Origin of the sequence: Marinobacter goseongensis, assembly GCF_023156235.1 — a bacterium.
Classification (GTDB): domain Bacteria; phylum Pseudomonadota; class Gammaproteobacteria; order Pseudomonadales; family Oleiphilaceae; genus Marinobacter; species Marinobacter goseongensis.
This window is the reverse complement of record NZ_JAKZAI010000008.1, coordinates 1-23,583: the sequence shown is the minus strand read 5'-3', so window position 1 is coordinate 23,583 and position 23,583 is coordinate 1. Positions and strand designations below refer to the sequence as shown.

Sequence of the window (23,583 nt, the reverse complement as noted above, 5' to 3'; positions counted from 1 at the left end):
ACACCTCATTGGCAGTGCCATTGCCATGTGCCTGTTCACCTCGGGCGCGGCGATGGCGGCGGTTTCCGCCGAGGAAGCGGCCAAGCTCGGCAACGAGCTCACCCCTATCGGCGCCGAAAAAGCCGGCAACGGCGATGAAATCCCGGCATGGACCGGCGGGCTGACCGCGCCACCGGTGGACCAGCCGGAGGAGGGTATCTACCCGAACCCGTTCCCGGACGACAAGCCGCTGTTCAAGATCGACCAGAGCAATGTTGACGAATACAAGGACCGACTCTCGCCGGGCCAGATCGCCACCATCAACGCTTACAGCGATTTTTTCATTCCGGTTTACCAGACCCGGCGCACCGCCGCCTACCCGGACCGGCTGATGAAAAAAGCCGGCGAAAATGCCACCACGGTCTCGCTGACCGCGGATGGCAACGGCCTGCAGGATTACCAGACCGGCGTGCCTTTCCCGATTCCGAAGAAAGGGGTTGAGGTGATCTTCAACCACATCACCCGCTATCGCGGCGGCTCCATCATCCGTAACGTGGCGCAGGTCACCCCCCAGGCCAACGGCGATTTCAGTCCGGTCAAATTCTCCGAGCATCTGGCCGACCGTGTGGCACTGGCCGATTATGAGCCGGGCAAAGACGACAACGTGCTGTTCTACTTCAAACAGGTGATCACCGCGCCTTCACGCCTTGCCGGTAATGTACTGCTGGTGCACGAGACCCTGGACCAGGTTGAAGAGGCCCGCCGCGCGTGGCTGTACAATTCCGGCCAGCGCCGGGTTCGCCGTGCCCCCCAGGTCGCCTATGACGGCCCCGGTACCGCGGCCGACGGCCAGCGCACCACCGACAACTTCGACCTCTACAACGGCGCACCCGATCGCTATGACTGGGAGCTGGTCGGCAAGAAAGAAATGTACATCCCCTACAACTCCTACCGCCTGACCGACCGGAGCCTGAGCTACGACGACATCGTGCAGCCGGGACACCTCAATCCGGAGCTGCTGCGCTACGAGCTTCACCGGGTGTGGCACGTTCGCGCCAAGCTGAAGGATGGCGAGCGCCATATCTATGGCCAGCGTGACTTCTACGTGGACGAGGATTCCTGGCAGATTGCTGTGATCGACCACTACGACGGCCGTGGTGAGCTTTGGCGCGTTGCCGAAGCGCACATGCTGCAGGGCTACGACATCGGTGTGCCAAGCTACGCCGTTGAAACCCTGTACGACCTGCTTTCCGGTCGCTACCTTGCCCTGGGTCTCACCAATGAAGAGGACGACCCTTACACCTTCAATGTGAAAGCCCGCTCCAACGAGTTCACACCGGCGGCTCTGAGACGTGCCGGCGTCCGTTAATACCGGCGCCTGAACACCCCGGAAAAGGGGGCTGACACAAAAAAACCCGCTTTCGCAAGAAAGCGGGTTTTTGTTTTTTTGGCCGTTTGTTCTATCGGTATCGCCGCTGGTCCAGTGTGGTGAGACGGTCCGGATGAAACACCATCAGCCCGGTCACAAAGGCTCCGTTGGCAAATCCTTCCGGAATCATGAACAGCGGCAGGTAGCGGATGTATTCATGGACCAACTCGCTGAAGTCATACACCCCCGCGGTCCACAACATGATGCACATCATCAGCCCGGCACACGCCACGGCGATGCCTGCGCCGAAGAAGCCGCAGACAAAGATGTAGGCGAAAAAATTGCGGAAATTGCGTTGGCGCTCCCACAGCATGATGCCGTGGCTGACCAGGGCTGGCACCATCACCGTGACCAGACCGTTGGCGGCAAACATCAGCAACGGCTCACGCCCGGTGATCACCGTGATCACCAACGCCAGCAGACCCGCCAGAACCGCCAGGCCCCAGCCCAGCATCAGGGTGACCACCGTGATGCCGAACACGTGAATCGACAGACCCGGCGACAGACCCGCCCGCAGCTGCCAGAGAAACCCCAGTACCACGGCCGCCCCGAAGAACGAGTGCTGCAGAACGTTGTCCTTGCGCAGAGCACGCCAATCCACCTGGCGGACCGCCACCACCAACACGCCGAAAAACAGCAGTGCGGTGACAATCAGCTGAGTGGTGGACAACAGATTGTCCGTCATACCCATGAATGGTTCACCCTCTTCGACCGGGCACTCAGTGTATCAGCGTGCGCTGGTGACCGGCATCTCCGCGGGCGTCACCAGTGTGCGCCAGGCTTCGAATGTACTCAGGAACACCTGACCGCCAAGGCGGCTGATCAACTGGGTGTTTTTCAACCGGTCCATTACCGGCCCCTTGACCTCAGACAGGTGCAAACGCACACCTGCATCGGTCATACGCTCATTGATGGTTTCCAGACTCTCGAGCGCCGACGCATCGATCAGGTTAACAGCGGGGCACACCAGCACCAGATCTTTCAGCTGTGGCTGACGGGTGACCAGATCCATCACGGTTTCTTCCAGAAAGCGGGCGTTGGCAAAGTACAGGCTCTCGTCGACCCGCAAAAAGCTCACCTGCGGGCTGGTTTCCACCTGATGGCGCTGGATGTTGCGGAAATGCTCGGTACCGGGCACCCGCCCGACCAACGCACTGTGAGGCCGGCTGGTGCGATACAGGAACAGGCCGATGGACAGGCCCACGCCGGCCACGATGCCCGCCTCCACACTGTGCAACAGGGTCAGCACAATGGTCGCCAGCATGGCGCCGAAGTCGGGGCGGGAATAACGCCAGGTGCGCCGCAACGCCGGGAAGTCGATCAGTGTGGCGACGGCGACAATGATCGTGGCGGCCAGCGTTGTGGTCGGTAAGTAGGCGATGGCCGGCGTCAGCACCAGCGTTGCCAGCGCGATTCCCACCGCGGTGTAGGCCCCCGCCGCCGGCGTTTGTGCGCCGGCATCAAAGTTCACCACCGAGCGGGAGAATCCGCCGGTCACTGGCATGCCACCGGACAAACCCGCGCCCAGATTGGCAGCACCAAGGCCAATCAGTTCCTGGTCCGGGTCGAGACGCTGACGCCGTTTGGCCGCCAGCGTCTGCCCCACCGATACCGACTCTACAAAGCCTACAACGCTGATCAGCAATGCACCCACTGCCAGTTGTTTCCAGACCGCAACGTCCATGGGCGGCAGGGTCAGTTGCGGCAAACCGGAGGGCACTTCGCCCACCAGGCTGATGCCGTGAGCCCCGAGACCGAGCCCCCAGGCAAGCAGGGTGGTCACCAGAACCGCAAGAATCGGCGCGGTTTTGGTGGCGATGTCGGCCGCCCGGATGCCGGCGCCGAGCCTCACCAGTATCGATTTGAGGCGGGTGCGGGCGAATATCAGGAACAGCAGAGTGCCGGCCCCCATCATTAACGTCGGCCCGTGAGTCTGGCCCAGGTTGTCCGCCAGCGACTCGCCAATCTCCAGCAGATTGTGGCCGGACGCCTCAACGCCCAGCAGATGCTTGAGCTGGCTGGCCGCAATCACCATCCCCGAGGCGGTGATAAAGCCGGAAATCACCGGGTGGCTGAGGAAATTCGCCAAGAAGCCCAGCTTCATCAGCCCCATGGCGGTCAGCATCAGGCCTGACATGACCGCCAGCAGCACCGCACCCGCCAGATACTCCGGACTGCCCGGCGCGGCAATCGGTGCCAGCGCCGCCGCCGTCATCAGCGCCACCACTGCCACCGGACCAACCGACAGGGTGCGGCTGGTGCCGAACACGGCGTAGAGCACCAACGGCAGAATGCTGGCGTACAGGCCCACCTGCGCGGGCAACCCGGCCAGCAAGGCATACGCCAGCGACTGGGGAATCAGCATAACGGTGACGATCACCGCGGCTACCAGGTCGCTGGCCGCCTGTTCTTTACGATACTGCGGCAGCCATTGCAGCAGCGGAAGGTGACGTTTCAGGCTCATGAGGGGCTCAGAACAGGTTGACCGGCACTTTGAGGTACACCTGCCCATTGTCTTCTGCCGGCGGCAGGTGGCCGGCCCGCATATTGACCTGCACCGACGGCAGAATCAGCCGGGGCATGTCCAGGGTGGCATCCCGTTCGGTACGCATCCGCACGAACTCGTCTTCGGTGACGCCCTCGTGAACGTGCACGTTCTGCCGTCGTTGCTCCGCCACCGTGGTCATGTGCTGATAGGTTTCCCGTTCCGGCGCCTTGTAGTCGTGGCACAGGAAGATCCGGGTTTCCGGCGGCAGAGCCAGCACCTTCCGGATCGAACGGTACAGGGTTCGGGCGTCGCCACCGGGGAAGTCACAGCGGGCGGTGCCGTAATCGGGCATGAACAGGGTGTCACCGACAAACGCGGCGTCACCGATCACGTAGGTCAGGCAAGCCGGCGTGTGGCCGGGGGTGTGCAAAACCTCGACGTTGAGGTTGCCGATCTCCAACCGGTCGCCTTCCCTGAACAGCCGGTCAAACTGGCTGCCATCCCGGGCAAAGTCGGTGCCGGCGTTGAAGGCCTTACCGAATATGGCCTGCACCTCAACGATGTGGGCGCCAATTCCGGTGCGGCCACCCAACCGCTCATGAAGATACGGTGCCGCCGACAGGTGATCCGCGTGCACGTGGGTTTCCAGAATCCACTCCACCGTCAGCCCTTCACGACGAACGTGGTCGACGATGGCATCGGCAGAGCGCACGTCGGTGCGGCCGGCGGCGTAGTCGAAGTCCAGCACCGAATCGATGATTGCACAGGCGTCACTGTCGGGGTCACGGACCACGTAGCTGAAGGTATTGGTCGGTTCGTCGAAAAAATGCTGAACCAGAGGACGGTTCATGGGCTCACCTCGGCGTGAAAACGATATTTAGGATATAAGCATATACCGTTTTTGAATATGAGGTGAAATGATCTTTTCTTATATGCGGATAACTCCTGATGCATCCACGAAGCAATCCCGGCCTGCCTGTTTGGCAATATACAGATGGTGGTCCGCCTTACCGATGACCGGATCGGGCGTGGACGGCACCGACGGCATATCGATTACGCCTGCAATACCGGCACTGACAGTGACGTCAATCGGCAACCCCTCGAACACAAACGGGTGTTTGCGAACCGCCCTCAGTATTCGGCCCACCAGGGTTGTCACCTCATCGGCTTCGTCCAATACAAAGGCCACCACGAACTCTTCCCCGCCAAACCGGGCAACCACGTCGGTGGAACGGGTGGTATGCTCCAGAATCCTCGCAAACTCCGTCAGCACGAAATCCCCGCCAAGGTGCCCGTGGGTGTCATTGATCTGCTTGAAGTGATCAATGTCGAACATGGCGATGGCAAAGGTGTTGTGATGCCGCACTGCGCTGCCCAGCATCTCGTATAGCCGCGGCATCAGATAACGACGGTTATGCAGGCCCGTCAGGGGGTCCCGGATGGACTGATGCAACAGCTCCTGCTCCAGACGATGCCGCTCCAATGAGCCCGATAACAGGCCGGAGACAATGGTCAGCAGATCCGCCTGATCCTCCCGCCACTGGCGCGGACTCAGGGAATCCACCCCGAAAAACCCGGTCACCCGGCCACGGATGGTCACCGGTACACAGAACATGGAATGCACCCCCTGTTCCTCCAGCAGTGCCTTTTCTTCACTGGCCTCCGGCGGCAGTCGGGAAACGTCCGGAATAAACACCACCCGGCTGTTGTGCACCATGGCGTCGATCTGCCGGTGCCACCAGTGGAAGTCCTGAATCGGCACGTTCTGCTGGCTGTCTCTCAACGCCGGCACACCGGATCGTACCCATTCGTGGGTGTTGGTCATGGCCAGATAGTCATCGGAAAATTCGTAGAGGTAGGAGCGATCCACCGCAAAGAACTCGCCGATGGTCTCCAGCAGCTCTTCAATACACTCATCAATGGTGCCGAAGTGCAGGTTGATGAACTCAGTCGACAGCTTCGCAATCAGCTTCTGAAACCCGGCCTGAAACGAGAACTCCGCCTCGCTTTCCCGCAGAGATTCCTCCAGTACCTTGTAATGCTGGATGTTATGGAACTGGCCGAACCACAATGTGCTGCCGTCGGGCTGGCGCTCGGGTTCGGAGTGGGCTTCGAACCACTGGAACTCCCCGGAGGGCAGCCGCAATCTGGCGTGGCACTTCCACGGCACCAGATTCGTCGCGGAATTGAGGATGCTGTTCTGCACCTCTGCCATGTCGTCCGGGTGGATGATGGCGAAAAGCGCACCCGCGTCGGCTTGCAGCTGCGCCGGCTCGATCCCGAAGTGATCCTTCAGTTTATCGCTGACATAAGGGTAACTATGCTCAAGCGCGTCCGCGCTCAGCCAGTAGGTGAAAATGATCCCCGGCACACTGCCCGTCAGCTTGTTGAAAAACGCCGGCGACTGATGCTCCGGGCTGCCTGCGGACTGCTCATCATGCATGAAACAAACGGCTCCATCCGGTACGTACCCGCTATCCGTACTCAAGAAGTGTAGAGCAAGGCGACAAATGCCGCGACCTTGCGCTCTGCCACCGCCGGATTGCCGTCAGTGCACGGCATCCAGCCGGATAAGCTCACCGCAGTAATACTCCAGAGAATGCTCCGCGTGGAACGGAATGGCGCAGGCCTTGTCTGCGTTTTTCCAGTGATCCACGATCTCTCCATGAAGTTTGCCGATCTCCGCCGCCAGCTCCACCGCACTGTAGATCTTGTACGGACAGAACGCGGTACCGATATTCTGCAGTGTCACAAACCCCCGGGTCGGGTGAACCGGCAGCATATTAATCAGTACGTACGTCGGTCGATTTCGGAGCTGTCCGATGATGGCACTCAGGGAATCCTCCACGTATTGCAACGAACCGGAGAACAGCACCCAATCGCATGGCGGCGCCTGTTTCAGGTCATCGCAGAAACTCAGGGTGGCCGCCGTGTGATTGGCCAAGGCAAATTTCCGCGCTTCCCGGACCACCGCCGGCACATCGTATATCTGCCATTCAAAGCCTTCCGGGAACGCGAGGTACCGCGACAGGGCGTAATACAGCACGCCCACATGACCACCGAAATCGAGCAACCGCTGGTCGGGCTGCATCAACTTGTTGAGCCAGAAGGCCACCGGGTAATCGCACGGCGAGATGGCCCGCATGCGGAAACGGTACATCTCCGCCGACGCCGGGGCTTCGTTATCGTATCCGATGGGTTTGCTGGCAGGCGCATCTGCGGTGGCGGTTGCAAAATCCGGGTAGACACCGCGAAACAGGTTGGCGTTGTTCGCGCTGGCAAAACGCTTGGCGTAACGCCGGTCGAGCGCTTCGCTGATCAAAGGCAGCTGCTCGAACTGATGCAATAAGTCCTTTGCGCGTTCATACATGATGATTGCCCTCTGAGAGACAACACACCTGAAGCTTAGCAGCTCCGGGCCGTATTAGTAGCGCGCCCACCATGGCTGGCGAATTTACGTATTCAGCCCCCTGAAACCCGCCGCTGATTTGACGCTGATCACTTTACGCACAGCCGGTGGCGTCCATACTGACAGTGAAGAAATGCCCCATCAGCAAGCCACCATGGACAGGAGATGCCACGTGACTGATGAAACGCTCCCCGAAAGGAACCCTGAGGACGATCTGGCAACGCGATTTCCCACCGCCTACACCATTCTGTTTCTGCTGATCATTGTGATTGCCGCCCTGACCTGGATCATTCCGGCCGGACAGTACGAGCGCGCCATGAACGAGGACGTCGGGCGGGAGGTGGCGGTACCGGGCACTTACCAGATCGTTGACCCCAACCCGCAGGGCTTTGTTGATGTCATGCTGGCTCCCACTGCCGGGTTCTATGACCCTGACAGCTACGCTGCCAACGCCATTGATGTAGCGCTGTTCGTGCTCTTTCTCGGTGGTTTTCTGGGCGTAATGAACGCCACCGGCGCCATCGACACTGGCATTCGCAGTGCCATGCACCGGCTGGAAGGGCGAGAGATATGGATGATCCCGATCCTGATGACACTCTTTGCCCTGGGCGGCACCACCTATGGCATGGCGGAGGAGACCCTGGCGTTCTACGCCATTCTGATTCCGGTGATCATCTCCGCCGGGTATGACGCCGTCACCGGGGTGGCCATCATTCTGGTGGGTGCCGGTATCGGCGTGCTGGGGTCTACCATTAACCCCTTTGCGACGGTCATTGCAGCGAACGCCGCCAACATCCCCTTTACCGATGGCATCGTGCTGCGCTTTGTTTTGCTTGTGGGTGGCCTGATTATCTGTGCCGCCTACGTGATGCGCTATGCCCACCGGGTCAAGTTGGACCCGTCCCGCTCGGTGGTGGCCAAACAGAGAGATGCCCACCGCAAACTTTTCCTCCAGGGCCATGATGAGCTGGAAAACTTTGACCTCACAGGCACCCAGAAAATAGCTCTGGTTATCTTCGCCATCACCTTCGTCGTGATGATCTGGGGCGTGTCGTCCCAGGGCTGGTGGATGGCGCAGATGGGCTCGCTGTTTTTTGGCTCTGCCATCGTGATTGGCCTTATCGCCCGACTGGGCGAGAAGAAGCTGACTGGCAGTTTTGTCGACGGCGCCCGTGACCTGCTCGGTGTCGCCCTGGTGGTCGGCCTGGCCCGGGGCATTGTGGTGATTATGGAACAGGGCATGATTGCCGACACCATCCTGCACAGTGCCGAAACCACCCTCGGGGGCTTGCCGGAACTGGCCTTTATCAACCTGATGTTCTGGATCGAAGTGGGCATGAGTTTCTTTGTGCCGTCCTCCTCCGGCCTGGCGGTGCTCTCCATGCCGATCCTTGCGCCACTGGCAGATTTTGCCAACGTGGGTCGCGATCTTGTGGTCACCGCTTACCAGTCAGCCAATGGCCTGGTCAACCTGATCAACCCGACCTTTGCCGTAGTGGTGGGTGGTCTGGCCATCGGCCGCGTTTCCTACGACCGCTGGCTGGCCTTTATCTGGCCACTGCTGCTGATTCTCACCGTCTTTATCACGGTGGTGATCAGCATCGGCGCATTTTTATAACCCAGAGCAAAGGAAGCTGCGACATGACGGAACCTACTCTTGGCGTTCACTCGGAAACCGGCACCCTGCGGCAGGTGATTGTCTGCCGCCCGGGGCTGGCACACCGGCGGTTGACGCCTTCCAACTGCGACGCACTGCTGTTTGACGACGTGTTCTGGGTCAAGCAGGCCCAGAAAGACCACGACGTGTTCGCCGGCATCATGCGCGCCCGCGGCATTGACGTGCTGGACGTCAACGACCTGCTCGCCGAAACCCTGGATCTTCCAGAAGCAAGGGCCTGGATTCTGGACAACCGCATTACCTGGAACCACATCGGCGTGGGCATGGTGTCGGATCTCCGCGCCTGGATGGACGAACTGCCGGGGCAGGCCCTGGCCGAGTTCCTGATTGGCGGGCTGGAAGTGGGCGACCTGCCCTTCAACCCGAGCGGCCTGTTCGGCAACCACCTGGGGCCACACGGGTTTGTGCTGCCGCCACTGCCGAACTTCCTGTTTACCCGCGACAACAGCGCGTGGATCTATGGCGGTGTCACCCTCAACCCCATGTACTGGGCCGCGCGCAAACCGGAAACCCTGCTGATGAGCGCGATCTACCGGTTCCACCCGACGTTTGCGGGTAAGGTGAACGTGCATTGGGGCGACCCCCTTACGGACCACGCTCTGGCGACGCTCGAAGGGGGCGACATCATGCCCGTGGGCAATGGCACTGTATTGGTGGGCATGGGCGAGCGCTCCTCGCCCCAGGCCATCGGCCAGCTCGCCGGGGCCCTGTTTGCCAGCGGCACCGCCGAGCGAGTGATCGCCTGCCAGATCCCCAAGACCCGCTCCGCCATGCACCTGGACACCGTGTTCACCTTCTGTGGCGGCAATGTGGTAACCAGCTTCAAGGACGTTGCCGACGAAATGGTGTGCTACGACCTGCGCCCCGGCAAGGGCGACAAACACCTGTCGTTCCAGCAGGACCCACGGCCGCTGTTCGACGTGGTGGCCGAAGTGCTGGGCTACCCCTCGCTGGAAGTGGTCGCCACCGGCGGTGACACACCCGCCGAGCGCGAGCGGGAACAATGGAACGATGGCAACAACGTGCTGGCACTGAGCCCGGGGGTGGTCATTGGCTACGACCGCAACGACGACACCAACGCCGCCCTGGAAGCCGCCGGCATCGAAGTGCTGGCCATTCCCGGCGCCGAACTGGGGCGCGGCCGCGGCGGCGGCCGCTGCATGAGCTGCCCGACCATACGAGACGCCATCTGACCGGCAAGGAGCACCGCCATGGCTTTCAACCTCAAGAACCGGCACTTTCTCACCCTGCGGGATTTCACCCCACGGGAAATCACGTTCCTGCTCAAGCTCTCGGCCGATCTGAAAACCGCCAAGTACGCCGGCACCGAAGTGCCAAAACTGCAGGGCAAGGACATCGCCCTGATTTTCGAGAAGAACTCCACCCGCACCCGCGTCGGCTTTGAAGTGGCGGCGTTTGATCAGGGCGCGCGGGTCACCTATCTGGGGCCGACAGGCACCCACATCGGCCACAAGGAATCGGTGAAGGACACCGCGCGGGTACTGGGCCGGGTGTACGACGCCATCGAGTACCGGGGTTTCGGCCAGGCGGTGGTGGAAGAGCTGGCGCAATACGCCGGCGTGCCGGTTTACAACGGGCTGACCAACGAGTTTCACCCCACCCAGATACTGGCCGACTTTCTCACCATGCAGGAAAACGTGGAAAAACCCCTGCGTGACGTGGCCTTTGTGTTCATCGGCGACGCCGCCAACAACATGGGCGACAGCCTGCTGATCGGTGGCGCCAAGATGGGCATGGACGTGCGCCTGTGCGCCCCGCAAGCCTGCTGGCCCAGCGAAGCCATCCAGCAGGAAGCCCACACCATTGCCGCCAACACCGGTGCGCGGATCACGATCACCGACGACATCGATGCCGCCGTGGCGGGCGTGGACTTTGTCTACACCGACGTGTGGGTGTCCATGGGTGAGCCCAAGGAAAAGTGGGCGGAGCGCATCAACCTGCTGCAGCCCTACCAGGTCAACGCCACCCTGATGGCGAAAACCGGCAACCCCCGCGCGCGGTTCATGCACTGCCTGCCGGCCTTTCACAACACCGACACCACCGTCGGCAAAGAGATTCAGGCCGAGTTCGGCATCAGCGCCATGGAAGTCACCGACGAGGTGTTCGAAAGCCCCGCCTCCATCGTGTTCGACCAGGCGGAGAACCGCATGCACACCATCAAGGCCGTGCTCGTGGCCACACTCGGAAGCTGACAGGGAGACCTTCACATGCTGGTAGTTGCAGCCCTGGGTGGCAACGCCTTGTTACGTCGCGGCGAGCCTCTGACCGCCGAGGCCCAGCGCGCCAACGTGAAAATTGCCGCCGAATCGCTGGCTCAAATTGTCCGCGCCGGTCACCAGCTGGTGATCACCCATGGCAACGGCCCACAGGTGGGCCTGCTGGCGTTGCAGGGCGCGGCCTACAAGCCGGACGAAGCCTATCCGCTGGACGTGCTGGGCGCCGAAACCGAGGGCATGATCGGCTACATCATCGAGCAGGAACTGGAGAATGCCCTGGGCCACGACCGCCCGGTCGCCACCCTGCTGACCCAGGTGTTGGTGGACAAAGACGACCCCGCCTTCAGCAAACCCACAAAATTCGTCGGACCGGTGTACGACAGGGAAGAGGCCGAAACCCGCGCCAGAGCGGCCGGCTGGCACATTGCTCAGGACGGCGACAAGTGGCGCCGGGTGGTGCCTTCGCCCAAACCCCTGGAGATTCCCGATCTGCGGGTGCTGCAACTGCTGCTGGAGCAGGGCGTTGTGGTGATCTGTGCCGGGGGCGGCGGCATCCCCGTTCTGCGACGGGACGATGGCAGCATGATCGGCGTGGAAGCGGTGATCGACAAAGACGCCGCCAGCGCGCTGCTGGCCCGCCAGCTGGGGGCCAACGCCTTGCTGCTGCTCACCGACGTGGAGGCCATCTATCGCGATTTCGGCAAAGCCACGGCCGCGCCCCTCCATAAGCTGAGCCTGGAGGAGGCCCACAAACTGTCCCTGCCCGACGGATCCATGGGACCCAAACTGGCCGCCGCCGCCGGCTTCGCCGAAAGCGGCGGCATCAGCGGCATCGGCCGTCTGGAAGACGCGCTGGCAATCCTCGCGGGCAAGGCGGGGACGGCTGTCAGCGCTTGAGTGCCAGCCACGACCATCAATGTGTGGTTGGCAATTCAGGCCTTATGACCCCCGTGTCCAGTACAAACTGGTGGGCCCTGAGCCTGTGAACTAGTCTGAATTGTGTCACATTGCAAACAATAAGCGCTTCAAAGCATGCTTCCAGAGAATAATAATGATGACCAATTCAGCTCAGCAGACTCCTGAAACCCAACCGACCTGGCGCCAGAGGCTGACCGGGGTCCTCGACATGTTTGCCTACCCGTTGCGCACGTCCCACTATGTGGAACTGGTCAACCCGCTCTGGAGTACCCACCAGATGCAGGCACAGGTAGTGGATGTGTGGGACGAAACCAAAGACGCCCGCACCCTCACCCTGCGGCCCGGTGTGAACTGGCGGCTGAACCGGCCCGGCCAGCACGTTCGCATCGGCATTCCCATTGAGGGCCGGCACTACACCCGCACCTACACGATTTCGTCGCCGCCGGAACGTAACGACGACTGCTTTACCATTACGGTGAAAATCATCGAGGGCGGGCGCGTATCCCGGCACATCGTGCGTAACATCAAAGTGGGCGATTACTTACCCATCGGCCTGCCACAGGGCGACTTCTACCTGCCCGATGCCTCCCCGATCCAGCCGCTGTTCATCACCGCCGGCAGTGGCATCACCCCGGCCATGAGCATGCTGAGAAGCCTGGTCGTCCAGCAGCGGCTGCCAGACACGGTGCACATACATTACGCCCCCCACGAATTCGATGTGATCTTCAGCAAGGAACTGCGACAGCTCGCCGCTGACAAGAAGCAGTATCACCTGCACGAAGTACACACCCAGGAATTCGGCGAGCACAAACAGAGCCAGGGCTATTTCAGTGAAGAGCAGCTGGCCACCCTGTGTCCCGACTGGAAAGAGCGGGATTGTTACGCCTGCGGACCGCCAGGGCTACTGGCGGCCCTGGAGAGCCTGTATGAGCAGGCCGGCCTCAGCCGCCGATTGCACATCGAGCGCTTTCTGGCGGATTTTGCCGAGATTCCACAGGACGCGGTGGGCGGCAAGGTCCGCTTTGCCCGGAGCAATATGGCGGTGGACGCCGACAGCGAGACCAACCTGCTGCGAGTTGCCGAAGACGCCGGCATGAATCCGCCCCATGGCTGTCGCATGGGCATCTGCCATACCTGCAACACCCGGTTGCTCTCCGGATGTGTGCGCGACCTGCGCACCGGCGAAGTGCTGAACGAAACCGGGGCCATCGTGCAAACCTGCGTTTGTGCGGCCGCGGGTGACTGCGAACTGGATCTTTAGGAGTACAGACCATGGCTACCCAAAAACCGCTGCCGGTGGATCTCACCGACGAGCAGATCGACGAATTCGGCCGCGAGATGGAGTCGATCTATGACGACATCATGCAAAGCCGGGGCGAGAGTGATCGCCAGTACATTCTCGGCATCATCCGCACCCAGCGCAGCATGGCCCTGATCGGCCGCCTGTTCATGTACGCCGGCCTGTTCTTCCTGCCGGCCTGGCCCCACGCCCTGGCGGGCTGGACCGCCACGCTGCTGATCATGGGGCTGGGCACCTTCATGCTGGGCATCGCCAAGATCCTGGAAAACATGGAGATCGCCCACAACGTGCTGCACGCCCAGTGGGACTGGATGAAGGATCCGGAGATCCAGTCCAACACCTGGGAGTGGGACACCATGAGCCCCTCGGACCGCTGGATGCATTCCCACAACGTGGTGCACCACACCTGGACCAACGTGCTGGAAAAGGATCTGGACGTGGGGTACGGCATCATGCGGGTCACGCCGTTACAGAAATGGCACCCGAAATACCTGCCCCAGCCGGTGTACTTCCTGTTGCTGATGCTGTTCTTCGAGGAAGGTGTGGCGCTGCATGAGCAGGCCCTGGTGGACGTGGTTGAGGGTCGCAAGAAACCGGCGGAACTCAAGCCCCTGGCGCGCCGTATCGGGCGCAAGATCTGGGGACAGGTCCGCAAAGACTACATCATGTGGCCGGGGCTGGCGGCACTGGTGGCGATTCCGATTTCGTTCGTCGTGCCGGCCTCGCCACTGCTGGTGTTCGGGCTGGTGGCCGGGGCGAACTTCGTTGCCAACATCATTCGCAACATCTGGTCCTTCATGATCATTTTCTGCGGCCATTTCCCTGAGGGCGTGTACAACTTCACCCCCGATCAGGTAGAAGGCGAATCCCGCGGCCAGTGGTATCTGCGCCAGCTGCTGGGTTCCGCCAACATCACCGGTGGCAGCCTGTTCCATGTGCTGTCCGGCAACCTGAGCCACCAGATCGAGCACCACCTGTTCCCGGACATGTGCAGCAACCGCTATCCGGAAGCCTCGCAACGGGTGCGTGCGGTGGCGGCCCGCTACGGCCTGCCGTACAACCGGGCGTCGCTGTGGCGCCAGTTCGGCACCACCTGGCTGAAAAATCTGCGGCTGGCCTTCCCCGGCGGCCGACCGCAGCCGGAAGTCGCCCGCGCCTGACCGGTCACTCATCAACCCTTGGGGCGGTCGCCGGGCGCTGTGCGCGTTCCGGCGGCGCCCACAAGGGCACCTCCGCCTGGCTCGGCGCCTCCCATTCCTGCTTCATCACGTCACTGAGTGCCTCCTCCAGCTTCATGAACAGTTCGCCATAGCGCGGGCTGAAACTGATGCCGGACTCGATGTCTTGCCACGCGTCCGCCAGTTCCGCTTCGTGCGCCTTTTCGTTGTTGACGAAAGCCCAGGTCATCTGCCGCGCGCGCAGGGGATGCACACCAAAGGCCGTCAACGCCTGACCGCCAAGTTCGAGGGCGGAATGGTAGGTTTCACTGATCACGTCATCGGCGCCCGCCGCCCTGAGATCGTAGCCATGGCCCCGGTCAAACGCCCGCGCCAACACCCACACCCCCGGGAAGTGCTGTTTGACCTGATGCACCAGCGCCACGGCCCGCTCGCGGTTGTCAATCGCCACCACCAGCAAGCGCGCATTGGCGATACCGGCGGTTTCCAGCAGGTCCATCCGGCTGGCGTCACCAAAATAGCTTTTGATATTGATGCGGCGCAGGTTTTCGATCTGGTCCAGTGCCAGATCCAGCGCCACGATCGGAATGTTGTTGGCCCGCAGCAAGCGGCAAACAATCTGGCCGAAGCGCCCCACACCGGCCACGATCACCGGAGCCTGCTCCTCAATGGTATCTGCCGCCCGTTGTTCCTGGTTTTGTGCATCGCGGTAGCGCGGCAGAATCAGGCGGTCGTAGGCGATGAACAACAACGGCGTAAGGAACATCGACAGCGCCACCACCAGCGCCAGGACCTGGGCAATGTCCGTGGGTATTACCCGGTTCTGCATGCTGTAGGTCAGCAGCACGAACCCGAACTCGCCGGCCTGCGCCAGCCCCAGCGTAAACAGCCAGCCATCGCGGCCACGGATCCGGAACAGCAGCGCAAGCAACAGCAAGATGCCCGCCTTCACCGCAATCACCAGCAACCCCAGCGCCAGCACCGTGCCCCATTGTGCCGACAGCACCTCAAAATTAATGCCGGCACCCACGGTGATGAAAAACAAGCCCAACAGCAGCCCCTTGAACGGCTCGATGTTGGCTTCCAGCTCATGGCGGAACTCACTGTTGGCCAGCACCACACCTGCCAGGAACGCGCCCAGAGCCGGCGACAGGTTCACCAGGCTCATCAGTGCCGCGATGCCGATGACCAGCATCAGCGCCATGGCGGTAAACACCTCCCGCATACCGGACTGCACCACGTAGCGGAACAGGGGGCGGCTCAGGTAATGACCGCCGACAATCACCGACGCCACGGCGCCGATCACCACCAACCCGTGGGCCCAGCCGGGCAGATCCGCCACCAGACTGAAACTGCCGTGATGCCCGGCGTCGCCACCCCCCACCGCGGCCAGCCCGGCAATAGTCAGCAGCGGAATCACCGCCAGCATGGGAATAACGGCAATGTCCTGGAACAACAACACCGAGAAGGCACTGCGGCCGCCTTGAGTCTTGCTCAAGCCTTTCTCGTTCAGGGTCTGCAAAACGATGGCGGTGGACGACAGCGAGAAGATCAGCCCCACCGCCACCGTGGTCTGCCATGGCAATGCCAGCCACCAGGCGATGGCCATACCCGCCAGAGAGGTCAGCACCACCTGCAGGCCACCCAGGCCCAGCAAACGCACCCGCATGGCCCAGAGGGATTTCGGGTCCAGCTCCATGCCGACCAGAAACAGCATCATCACCACCCCGAATTCCGCGAAGTGCTGGATAGTGGCGGTTTCCTGGCCCACCAGGCCGGTGACCGGCCCGATCACCACACCGGCCACCAGGTAGCCCAACACCGACCCCAGCCCCAGGCGCTTGGCCAGCGGCACCGCGACTACCGCCGCCAGCAGATAGATAAAGGCCTGGATGAAGTATTCCGTCATGGGTATGGCTCCGTTTTTATTGGGTTATGGGTTGCTGCGTCTGACCTGCTTGATCTGCCGTGCTCGCAGCAACAAATACGCGGCAAACCCCACCGCCACCCCCGGTACCACACCAAGAACCAGGCATACCCAGCCGTTACGGACGGAAAGCGTTCTGGCCTCGTAAACCACCCAACTGGCAAGAATGAACCAGCAAACAAGCACGTCTGTTGAGTAGCCGCTGGCGTAAGGGTTAACAAAGCCCGCCGCCAATGCGCCCCATACATCGGGATTTTCAAGAAGCGGAGGCACGACAACCAACGCAAAAAAGCCCGTGAAGAAAAGAAGGGCGAGGACCAAACTTGCCTTGAAGATTGACTCGGGCATTCCAGAACTCTCCTGATTGGGTGAGAAACGTAACTTTAAGGCCATAAGGCTTTTGATCAATCATGAACTCTTCTATCTTATCGGGTGTATCGGGCCCGGTGTAGCCTTGGCTTCGTTAAGCCGTCGCGACATCCTTGAAAACAGGGCAACCGTCGTTGCACTCCGAACGACAGCAACTTGAAAAACAGGTACCAAGCGTGAAAGAGCGGATAGAAGTCGGTCGGGTCAAAGAGTTGTGGCGTTATCCAGTCAAGTCCATGGAGGGCGCCAGAGTCACCGAAAGCTTCATCGGTAAAGCCGGAATGTCGGGCGACCGTCATTGGGCACTGAAAGATGAATCCCTAGGGGAGCTGAGCACCGTCAGAAAACTCCCCAAACTCCTGAAGTTTAAAGCCCGGTACCAAGAGGCGTCGAACTCAGACCGCGTTCCCCCTGTGACCATCGAGCTGCCGGATGGCCGCACGGTGAACAGCACCGATGACAATGTGAACGCCGTATTGAGCGAGGCGATTGGCAAACCCGTCAGCCTGTGGCCGCTCCAGCCCAAAACCAACCTGAAGCACTACCGGCTGAACGTGCCGGCGGGCGCCACGGCGATGAAAAAACAGTTTGCCACCAAAGAGCTGCCGGATATGTCCTCGGTCAGCTGGCGAATGATGATGGAACTGGCCATTTTCACAACGCCGCTGGGGCGTTATCACGACGTTTATCCCCTGCACTTGCTGACCAGCGGATCCCTTGAAACATTGAAGGAACTGGAGCCCGAGGGGGATTTCCAGGTTGAGCGCTTCCGGCCCAATCTGCTGATAGAAACACCTCAGGGCGTCGCCGGGTTTGAAGAATTTCAATGGGTAGACGGTAAGCTCTACATCGGTGAGGTCGTGCTGAAAGTGGTGTCGCGCACCGTGCGCTGCTCCATGCCCGCTCAACCGCAGGTTGCCATCACAAAAGACGCCAAAGTACTCCGCGCCCTGGAAGCTCACACCCAGCGCCACCTGGGCGTGAACATTTCCGTGCTGAAACCCGGCATGATCCGCGAGGGTGATGCGGTGCGGCTGGAGCCGTCCAATCGCTCGGGCGCGTTACGACGCGTGGACGCCCTCTCATCCAAAGTAAGAAACCGGGCGATCCAGGGTTCCTTCAAATTGATCGATCGCTTCACCAAACGGCGTTAGCGCGCACGAGGCGGGTGTGGTCCGCAACCGGGTCAGTACAGGTTCTTTTTATAGTCCAGCTCCAGCCCCTTCTCCATGGCGCCAGGCAAAGACACCGCGGCACGGGCCACCTTTGCTTTCAGTGAGCTGTCTTTGCTTCGTTGTATGTGCGCTTTGAAGATGTCTGAGGGCACCAGGTCTCCGGGGCCTTTTTTCGAGGGCCAAAGAGCGGACCTGGTAATTGCAGGGCTCGGCCTTACCAGCAGTGAGGCCGGTCGTATTTTAATGATGAGCTTTGGCTTTTTGCCGTTTATTTCGAATCGCTGCAGGAGATGATCATCACTGCACAGCTCCGCTTTGCCCCTGAGCTCAAGCACATCTTCACAGCCCGGCACCAGGGCCAGAACGCTCACCTCCGGCTGCTCAAGAATGTTACGGAAGCTGTCTATCCGCCGGTTACCCGGTCGATCAGAGAGATAAAGGACACCCTCATCTTCCTGAATCAACAGATGCGCCGGGTCACCCTTGGGACTGACATCCGCCTCCCCACGACGGTTGATGCTCGCCAACACCAGAAATCTGGACTGCCTGATGAAGTCTGACAGCTCCCCCTGTGACTGCCCTATGGACGATGGCAACCAGAAATCGGAGCGGCGGAACGATTTGGCGCAATGCAGGTAACACTCGGCTACGTTCAGGGTCGCATGGCCATCGGCTACGTGGGACACCGTGCCGTTGACCCGCAAGGTCTCGTCCATACCGCTCACCATGAACAATGAGCCAAAAGACAGATCAGGCTCAACGATGCTTGCATCATCCAGCGCGGCGAGGGGAATCTGCAGATGTCCGGAATCCACTACCGTTGCAAAGGCTCGCTCGCTCCCCGCTGGGGTAAGCTGGATATTCCCGGCCTTGCCAAATCCGATGAACGCGAAATTGGCGTAGGACAGCCAACGTCGGGCATGCTCGTCCACATGGTCGATGACTTTCAGGTCTCGAGGAGCAGGCAGAACGCCGACTCTTTTTTGCACCTCTTCAATACTGGTCAGTTTCATATCCCGGCTGCTCCACCTTACCTGGTCCATCACACGAGTGTGTGGGCTCCAGTGTCTACCGCGGTCGCCACGTATTCAATCCACCCGGGCAGGATCTGGCCTGAAAGGATGCCAAAAATCATGAGTCGGGACCGGCTGATCCCGGGGTCAATCCAGTGAGGGGGTGTACGTCTGGAAACCGTTCTTTCCGGAGTACTTAACGGCGTACATGGCCTTATCGGCCTGAGCCATCAATGAGCAGAAGTCGCGGGCGGTGCCCGGGAACATGGAAATACCGATGCTGCACCCAACGGTGACCTCGCCCTTGCTCATCGGTACCGGATCACTGACCTGGGCAATGATCCGTTCCGCGAGGGGCTCCACCGGGTAGTTATCGCCTCCTTCCCGGGTGCCATCCACCAGAAAGGCGAACTCATCCCCGCCCACCCTGGCCACCATTTCACCGGCTCGCTGGATTTGCCGGAAACGGTCGGAGATCACCTGCAACAAATGGTCCCCAGCCATGTGCCCGTGACAGTCGTTCACATTCTTGAAACCGTCGATATCCACCAGGTAAAGCACCACTTCGCCCGTCGGGTTCCGCTCCTGTAAGGCGATGGCAGACTCCAGGCTCTCTTCAAAGGCAGCCCGGTTGTAGAGACCGGTGAGGGAATCATGGGAGGCCTTGTACAGGATCTCCGCCTCTTTGCGGCGATCTTCGGTAATATCGCGGGCAATGGCAAACAACTTGGTGGTGGCGTTGGTAATGGCCGGACAATACCAGGCGATCCAGCGCCAGCGGCCATCCTTCGCCAGGTAGCGGTTCTCAAAACTGATGCTGTCGCGACCGCTACCCAGCCCTGTCAGTTCCCGCATCGTTTTGCCCCGGTCGTCGGGGTGCACAAAGTCCACGAAGGGGCGGGCCAGCAACTCTTCCCGGGTGTACCCGAGGGTGTTGGCGAAGGTCGCGTTCACCCGACGGAAGTAACCGTCCAGCCCGGCGATGCAGAGCATCTGAACGGAATGCTCGAAGAACCACTCCCACTCCTCCAGGCTTCGGTGGTACTTCTTCAGCTTTCGAGACAGGCGGTTTTTGCTATTCAGCAAATCTTCCCGCTCTTGCTCAAGGGCTGCAAGTTCGCCTTCAAGGCGCTCCAGCCGGTCGGCTTTCTCGCGGAGCGTGGCGAGAATGGTGCTCTCTGAATCGTCCCTTTCAGCCATCAGCGTCCGTCTCCATACGGCAACATGCGGCCCCGCAATCGCAATAACTGCGCGCCGGAATGCGCAAGCTCATGCTTTCAACATAGCACCCAAAAAGAAACCCGTGAACAAATGTTCATGCCCCCTCGCCTCCCCGGGAAACGGTTACCGTAACTGGCAAGTGGCATGCGCCGGATCAGGATGTGCTTACGACGAGGGGATCCTGCGGCGTGACTGACCGGCTCGTCAGTGACCAAGACGAACAGGTGAACGCCAGAAGTCCCAGCGGACCAAACAGGTTCACGCCAAATATCGCTCGACTTTCACAATCAAGGCCCATGAATTTACCCTCGCAAAACCCCGAGAGCGGCCATACTGCCAACGCAAGCAGCATCATCGATAAGACGATCTCGATCCATGTCACGGTTCTCAGCATCCGGATATCCCTTCGGGTTAGCGCATTCTTTCCTGTGCTCGACGTGCCGCGATAACTATCTGTTGAACAGTGGCAGTGAACGACTGGATTGCATCGCAATCCAGTTCATCAAGATCCTCTGCCAATGCGCCCTCAGATGCCTCAATGTACTCCAGGAGGACGTCGTCCGGATCCAGTTCGGTTAATCCAGATTGCGCTCTCAGAGACGCCGGCACCGCCTCAAAATTGATGCTGTTCAGGTCACATTGCATGTGTGCCACGCGCAACATTCCGTAGACCTTGGCCCACCCTTTAACCATCTGTTTCACGACCACTTCTGATTTTTGATTGCTCTCGTCCAAAGTGGCCAAATGCTTCAGTGATTGCTCCTCGCAGGATGGACTCATTGGAGCATTTCTTTGAGGCGCTGCTTTCATGCAACGCTCTCTGTCCAGCTCTTTGATAAACGCCTCGTTTTCCGAGGCCAACGTACTCAGGGACTGGTTGATTAGTCGCAGTTCAGAGAATAAGCGCTCGTCCAGGCTCTCTGCCGCGAAGAGCGCTGCAGGGAAAACGAAGAGAAAAAAGCTGATGGGGTAAAAACACAGAAATCGCATATATCCTTTGCTCGCTAACGCCCGGCTCACGCGCCGGTTTGGAGCCGCGAAGCGACGGAAAATTGTCCGGCAACAGCGGCGGGTTGTGCATTATTCGTAGTGGCCCCAGAGCCTTAAAACCTTAACCACACGCTCGTTTTCGAGCACTTGGGCAACCTGAACACCGAGTTATCCGCAAAAACCGATGACTGACTGGCGGCTGTGTTTTGCCTGAAAACTACTGCCAAGCCGCGCCCGAACACCACACCCACGAACACGGGAGCCAAGGCATTTAACGCCAGCCAGCATGCGCGGCTATGGAATGGAGGCGAAGACGCAATGCAGTAGGCGTCGCCATGACTGGCATTGTTAGCATCTAGCGCTCCCCGGCCCATTTCCCGTCAACATTAATAATCTTGCACGGATGTTCAGCTTCGTGTCTTTTGTTATTTCTTTGACAATCTATCAAAGAGTTCTCTATCGCGTGCTTTATTGAGGTTCTATTAGACTTCCAAGACCAGGCACCTACATCAGATTGAGCAAAAGCCTTGTGTGCGGTTGCATGGACATATTCCTCCCGGTACGACTTCAAGGCCTGATTCGTCATGATCGAGGCCTCTCCAACGGCCTTCTGCTCAAAGGTAGGCTCGACGATTTCGCCTGTACTTGTTGCTGTAGGAATGTGTTGTTCATAGCTTGCACATCCAACCAGCAAAGCAATAAATACGATGAAGATTCCCGATCTCAAACTTGACTCCTCCATTGATGCTAACGTGGCCAACCACGGCAGACTTTTTTTGCATTTTTTCGATAAAGGCGCAGCTCGCGCAAACAATGCAACGAAAAGGCTGTCCAGAGAGCGCAGCGAATGATATTACTCGACCTTGCTATGCATTTTATAAATAGAGATTAAGATATGCGCCCTGTGTTTTTCCGTGATTAGTTTTATTGTCATAATCAAAATGCTTTTGTGAGAATTTATTAAGTACCCGTTGGGCTTTAGCATTCGCCTTTTTGCTTAGAAGATCACAGTTAGAGTAAGATGGCAGATCCCTAAGGCTTCTTTCTATTAACTGTGCCGCGTCAATTGCTATTTGGCCATGACCCTCTTCATGCTCAATAAGTGCTGAGTAATATATATTCCATATTCTTTTTACTTCAACGTTCTTTGTTTTTGAGGATAAGTGTGGAAGAGTGTATGTGATTGTCACAGTAGTTTCTACACGATTTAACTTACAGTAGTTATTTCGTTTATCCCACCAGTAGTTCCAATTTACATACGTACCAGTGTGAGCATGAAAAACTTCACCGCTCTCTCGAATTGGCGATGCATTGTTGATTGCAGAAAGCAATGAGCCTTTGTCATTAGCCCGGATTTCTCATGACGGGATAAAAGAAAGCGGCTGAAAGTGCTATAGTTTCAGGACCTTACACCGTTCACCAAGCACCAAAAGCCGCTATCCAAAATGGTACCTGAAAAACTGACCTTCTCGCCACTGTCTCGCCGTCAAATTGAAGCCGATTTCTCCGGCGGCCATATCACCTCCGATGCCGGCCTGCTCCTGCTTCGCGAAGTCGACAATCAACACCAGCTCACTCAGCGCCTGGCTACGGTGCTGGACGATACCCGTAATCCGGTGCTGGTTCGCCACAAGCTTCAAACCATGATCCGGCAACGGGTCTTTGGCGTGGCTGCCGGGTACGAAGATCTGAACGATCACGAAACGTTACGCGCTGACCAGGCACTTCAGACCGCGACTGGCGAAGAGGCCATTCTGGCGGGCAAATCAACACTGTGCCGAATGGAGCAGCGCGTAGACCGGCAGGCCGTGGTCAAGGCCCACGAACTGATGTGGCATCACTTCATTGAACAGCACGACGCCCCACCCAAGGAAATCGTGCTGGACTTCGATGGCACCGACGTTCCAGTGCATGGCGACCAGCCCGGCAAGTTCTTTAACGCCTACTACGATCACCATTGTTACTTCCCGCTGTACGTGTTCTGCGGTCGCCATCTGCTGGTGAGCTACCTGCGCACCAGCAACCGAAGCGACAGCCGCCACAGCTGGGCCATTCTGGCCCTGCTGGTGAAGTTCATCCGGCAGTACTGGACGAATACCCGCATCGTGTTCCGGGGTGACAGCGGCTTTTACCGTCCCCGATTGCTGAGCTGGTGCGACCGGAACAACGTGGACTATCTGGTGGGCCTCAGCAAGAACAGCCGGCTGCTCAAGGAGGTGGACGTACCCTCGATGCTGGTTCGCAGGGCTCACGGGGAGTTGGGAGAAAAAGT

Annotated in this window: 21 protein-coding genes; 9 read left to right on the top strand and 12 right to left on the bottom strand. The window is 59.6% G+C overall.

What is annotated here, in order from left to right:
- The first annotated feature begins 25 nt into the window (after positions 1 to 25).
- Complete coding sequence (locus tag MLC70_RS08810) at positions 26 to 1,348, top strand: DUF1329 domain-containing protein (RefSeq protein WP_248183383.1); 1,323 nt, start codon at positions 26 to 28, stop codon at positions 1,346 to 1,348.
- 91 nt (positions 1,349 to 1,439) lie between these two features.
- On the opposite strand, the gene MLC70_RS08805 is transcribed toward MLC70_RS08810, so the two are convergent.
- The 5 genes from MLC70_RS08805 to MLC70_RS08785 all read right to left on the bottom strand — a co-directional run bounded on the left by MLC70_RS08805 (position 1,440) and on the right by MLC70_RS08785 (position 7,266).
- Positions 1,440 to 2,099 (bottom strand): energy-coupling factor ABC transporter permease, encoded by a 660-nt coding sequence (locus tag MLC70_RS08805; protein ID WP_248183134.1) that lies wholly within the window; start codon positions 2,097 to 2,099, stop codon positions 1,440 to 1,442.
- A gap of 36 nt (positions 2,100 to 2,135) precedes the next feature.
- The gene (locus tag MLC70_RS08800; protein WP_248183131.1) at positions 2,136 to 3,872 is read right to left on the bottom strand and encodes a SulP family inorganic anion transporter; all 1,737 of its coding nucleotides are present in this window, start codon (positions 3,870 to 3,872) and stop codon (positions 2,136 to 2,138) included.
- Between the two features lie 7 nt (positions 3,873 to 3,879).
- On the bottom strand, positions 3,880 to 4,746 hold the full coding sequence (locus tag MLC70_RS08795) for an MBL fold metallo-hydrolase (RefSeq protein WP_248183129.1): 867 nt from the start codon (positions 4,744 to 4,746) through the stop codon (positions 3,880 to 3,882).
- Positions 4,747 to 4,824: 78 nt separating this feature from the next.
- Positions 4,825 to 6,339 (bottom strand): sensor domain-containing diguanylate cyclase, encoded by a 1,515-nt coding sequence (locus tag MLC70_RS08790; protein WP_248183127.1) that lies wholly within the window; start codon positions 6,337 to 6,339, stop codon positions 4,825 to 4,827.
- Positions 6,340 to 6,444: 105 nt separating this feature from the next.
- The gene (locus MLC70_RS08785) at positions 6,445 to 7,266 is read right to left on the bottom strand and encodes a methyltransferase, TIGR04325 family (RefSeq protein ID WP_248183124.1); all 822 of its coding nucleotides are present in this window, start codon (positions 7,264 to 7,266) and stop codon (positions 6,445 to 6,447) included.
- 211 nt (positions 7,267 to 7,477) lie between these two features.
- Here MLC70_RS08785 and MLC70_RS08780 point away from each other — a divergent pair, with 211 nt between their 5' ends.
- From MLC70_RS08780 to MLC70_RS08755, 6 genes are all read left to right on the top strand, one after another.
- Entirely contained in the window at positions 7,478 to 8,923 is a 1,446-nt protein-coding gene (locus MLC70_RS08780) for a YfcC family protein (RefSeq protein WP_248183123.1), read from the top strand.
- Between the two features lie 23 nt (positions 8,924 to 8,946).
- Positions 8,947 to 10,176, top strand: a complete 1,230-nt coding sequence (locus MLC70_RS08775) for an arginine deiminase (protein ID WP_248183120.1) — start codon at positions 8,947 to 8,949, stop codon at positions 10,174 to 10,176.
- 18 nt (positions 10,177 to 10,194) lie between these two features.
- Positions 10,195 to 11,196: an ornithine carbamoyltransferase gene (locus MLC70_RS08770; RefSeq protein ID WP_248183118.1), complete on the top strand. Its 1,002-nt coding sequence runs from the start codon at positions 10,195 to 10,197 to the stop codon at positions 11,194 to 11,196.
- A 15-nt stretch (positions 11,197 to 11,211) separates the two neighbouring features.
- The gene (gene arcC, locus MLC70_RS08765; RefSeq protein ID WP_248183116.1) at positions 11,212 to 12,117 is read left to right on the top strand and encodes a carbamate kinase; all 906 of its coding nucleotides are present in this window, start codon (positions 11,212 to 11,214) and stop codon (positions 12,115 to 12,117) included.
- Positions 12,118 to 12,271: 154 nt separating this feature from the next.
- On the top strand, positions 12,272 to 13,399 hold the full coding sequence (locus MLC70_RS08760; protein ID WP_248183111.1) for a ferredoxin reductase: 1,128 nt from the start codon (positions 12,272 to 12,274) through the stop codon (positions 13,397 to 13,399).
- 11 nt (positions 13,400 to 13,410) lie between these two features.
- Positions 13,411 to 14,598: a fatty acid desaturase family protein gene (locus MLC70_RS08755; RefSeq protein ID WP_248183108.1), complete on the top strand. Its 1,188-nt coding sequence runs from the start codon at positions 13,411 to 13,413 to the stop codon at positions 14,596 to 14,598.
- 4 nt (positions 14,599 to 14,602) lie between these two features.
- Here the strand turns inward: MLC70_RS08755 and MLC70_RS08750 are convergent, their stop codons facing one another.
- Positions 14,603 to 16,525, bottom strand: coding sequence for a monovalent cation:proton antiporter-2 (CPA2) family protein (locus tag MLC70_RS08750; RefSeq protein ID WP_248183105.1), 1,923 nt, complete (start codon positions 16,523 to 16,525; stop codon positions 14,603 to 14,605).
- A gap of 24 nt (positions 16,526 to 16,549) precedes the next feature.
- Positions 16,550 to 16,891 carry a DUF2834 domain-containing protein gene (locus MLC70_RS08745; protein WP_248183104.1) on the bottom strand — a complete coding sequence of 114 codons (342 nt, stop codon included), beginning with the start codon at positions 16,889 to 16,891 and terminating at the stop codon, positions 16,550 to 16,552.
- 197 nt (positions 16,892 to 17,088) lie between these two features.
- Between MLC70_RS08745 and MLC70_RS08740 the strand changes: the two genes are divergently transcribed.
- Complete coding sequence (locus MLC70_RS08740; protein WP_248183102.1) at positions 17,089 to 18,066, top strand: MOSC domain-containing protein; 978 nt, start codon at positions 17,089 to 17,091, stop codon at positions 18,064 to 18,066.
- A gap of 32 nt (positions 18,067 to 18,098) precedes the next feature.
- On the opposite strand, the gene MLC70_RS08735 is transcribed toward MLC70_RS08740, so the two are convergent.
- The 5 genes from MLC70_RS08735 to MLC70_RS18755 form a co-directional block, all read right to left on the bottom strand.
- Positions 18,099 to 19,100 (bottom strand): pyridoxamine 5'-phosphate oxidase family protein, encoded by a 1,002-nt coding sequence (locus MLC70_RS08735; protein ID WP_248183100.1) that lies wholly within the window; start codon positions 19,098 to 19,100, stop codon positions 18,099 to 18,101.
- Positions 19,101 to 19,247: 147 nt separating this feature from the next.
- Positions 19,248 to 20,300: a sensor domain-containing diguanylate cyclase gene (locus MLC70_RS08730; protein WP_248183096.1), complete on the bottom strand. Its 1,053-nt coding sequence runs from the start codon at positions 20,298 to 20,300 to the stop codon at positions 19,248 to 19,250.
- A 432-nt stretch (positions 20,301 to 20,732) separates the two neighbouring features.
- Complete coding sequence (locus tag MLC70_RS08725) at positions 20,733 to 21,311, bottom strand: hypothetical protein (protein WP_248183095.1); 579 nt, start codon at positions 21,309 to 21,311, stop codon at positions 20,733 to 20,735.
- 355 nt (positions 21,312 to 21,666) lie between these two features.
- On the bottom strand, positions 21,667 to 22,038 hold the full coding sequence (locus tag MLC70_RS08720; protein ID WP_248183094.1) for a hypothetical protein: 372 nt from the start codon (positions 22,036 to 22,038) through the stop codon (positions 21,667 to 21,669).
- Positions 22,039 to 22,186: 148 nt separating this feature from the next.
- Positions 22,187 to 22,666 (bottom strand): DUF922 domain-containing Zn-dependent protease, encoded by a 480-nt coding sequence (locus MLC70_RS18755; RefSeq protein ID WP_427902100.1) that lies wholly within the window; start codon positions 22,664 to 22,666, stop codon positions 22,187 to 22,189.
- Between the two features lie 90 nt (positions 22,667 to 22,756).
- On the opposite strand from MLC70_RS18755, the gene MLC70_RS08715 reads away from it, so the two are divergent.
- Positions 22,757 to 23,583: IS1380 family transposase (locus tag MLC70_RS08715; RefSeq protein WP_248183090.1), on the top strand; the 827-nt coding region annotated here is incomplete at its 3' end.

Excerpts from the sequence above, each read along its gene's own strand:
- MLC70_RS08810 (WP_248183383.1), top strand. The coding sequence starts at position 26 with ATGTGCCTGTTCACCTCGGGCGCGGCGATGGCGGCGGTTTCCGCCGAG.
- MLC70_RS08805 (WP_248183134.1), bottom strand. The coding sequence starts at position 2,099 with ATGGGTATGACGGACAATCTGTTGTCCACCACTCAGCTGATTGTCACC.
- MLC70_RS08800 (WP_248183131.1), bottom strand. The coding sequence starts at position 3,872 with ATGAGCCTGAAACGTCACCTTCCGCTGCTGCAATGGCTGCCGCAGTAT.
- MLC70_RS08795 (WP_248183129.1), bottom strand. The coding sequence starts at position 4,746 with ATGAACCGTCCTCTGGTTCAGCATTTTTTCGACGAACCGACCAATACC.
- MLC70_RS08790 (WP_248183127.1), bottom strand. The coding sequence starts at position 6,339 with ATGCATGATGAGCAGTCCGCAGGCAGCCCGGAGCATCAGTCGCCGGCG.
- MLC70_RS08785 (WP_248183124.1), bottom strand. The coding sequence starts at position 7,266 with ATGTATGAACGCGCAAAGGACTTATTGCATCAGTTCGAGCAGCTGCCT.
- MLC70_RS08775 (WP_248183120.1), top strand. The coding sequence starts at position 8,947 with ATGACGGAACCTACTCTTGGCGTTCACTCGGAAACCGGCACCCTGCGG.
- MLC70_RS08770 (WP_248183118.1), top strand. The coding sequence starts at position 10,195 with ATGGCTTTCAACCTCAAGAACCGGCACTTTCTCACCCTGCGGGATTTC.
- arcC (WP_248183116.1), top strand. The coding sequence starts at position 11,212 with ATGCTGGTAGTTGCAGCCCTGGGTGGCAACGCCTTGTTACGTCGCGGC.
- MLC70_RS08760 (WP_248183111.1), top strand. The coding sequence starts at position 12,272 with ATGATGACCAATTCAGCTCAGCAGACTCCTGAAACCCAACCGACCTGG.
- MLC70_RS08755 (WP_248183108.1), top strand. The coding sequence starts at position 13,411 with ATGGCTACCCAAAAACCGCTGCCGGTGGATCTCACCGACGAGCAGATC.
- MLC70_RS08750 (WP_248183105.1), bottom strand. The coding sequence starts at position 16,525 with ATGACGGAATACTTCATCCAGGCCTTTATCTATCTGCTGGCGGCGGTA.
- MLC70_RS08745 (WP_248183104.1), bottom strand. The coding sequence starts at position 16,891 with ATGCCCGAGTCAATCTTCAAGGCAAGTTTGGTCCTCGCCCTTCTTTTC.
- MLC70_RS08735 (WP_248183100.1), bottom strand. The coding sequence starts at position 19,100 with ATGAAACTGACCAGTATTGAAGAGGTGCAAAAAAGAGTCGGCGTTCTG.
- MLC70_RS08730 (WP_248183096.1), bottom strand. The coding sequence starts at position 20,300 with ATGGCTGAAAGGGACGATTCAGAGAGCACCATTCTCGCCACGCTCCGC.
- MLC70_RS08725 (WP_248183095.1), bottom strand. The coding sequence starts at position 21,311 with ATGCGATTTCTGTGTTTTTACCCCATCAGCTTTTTTCTCTTCGTTTTC.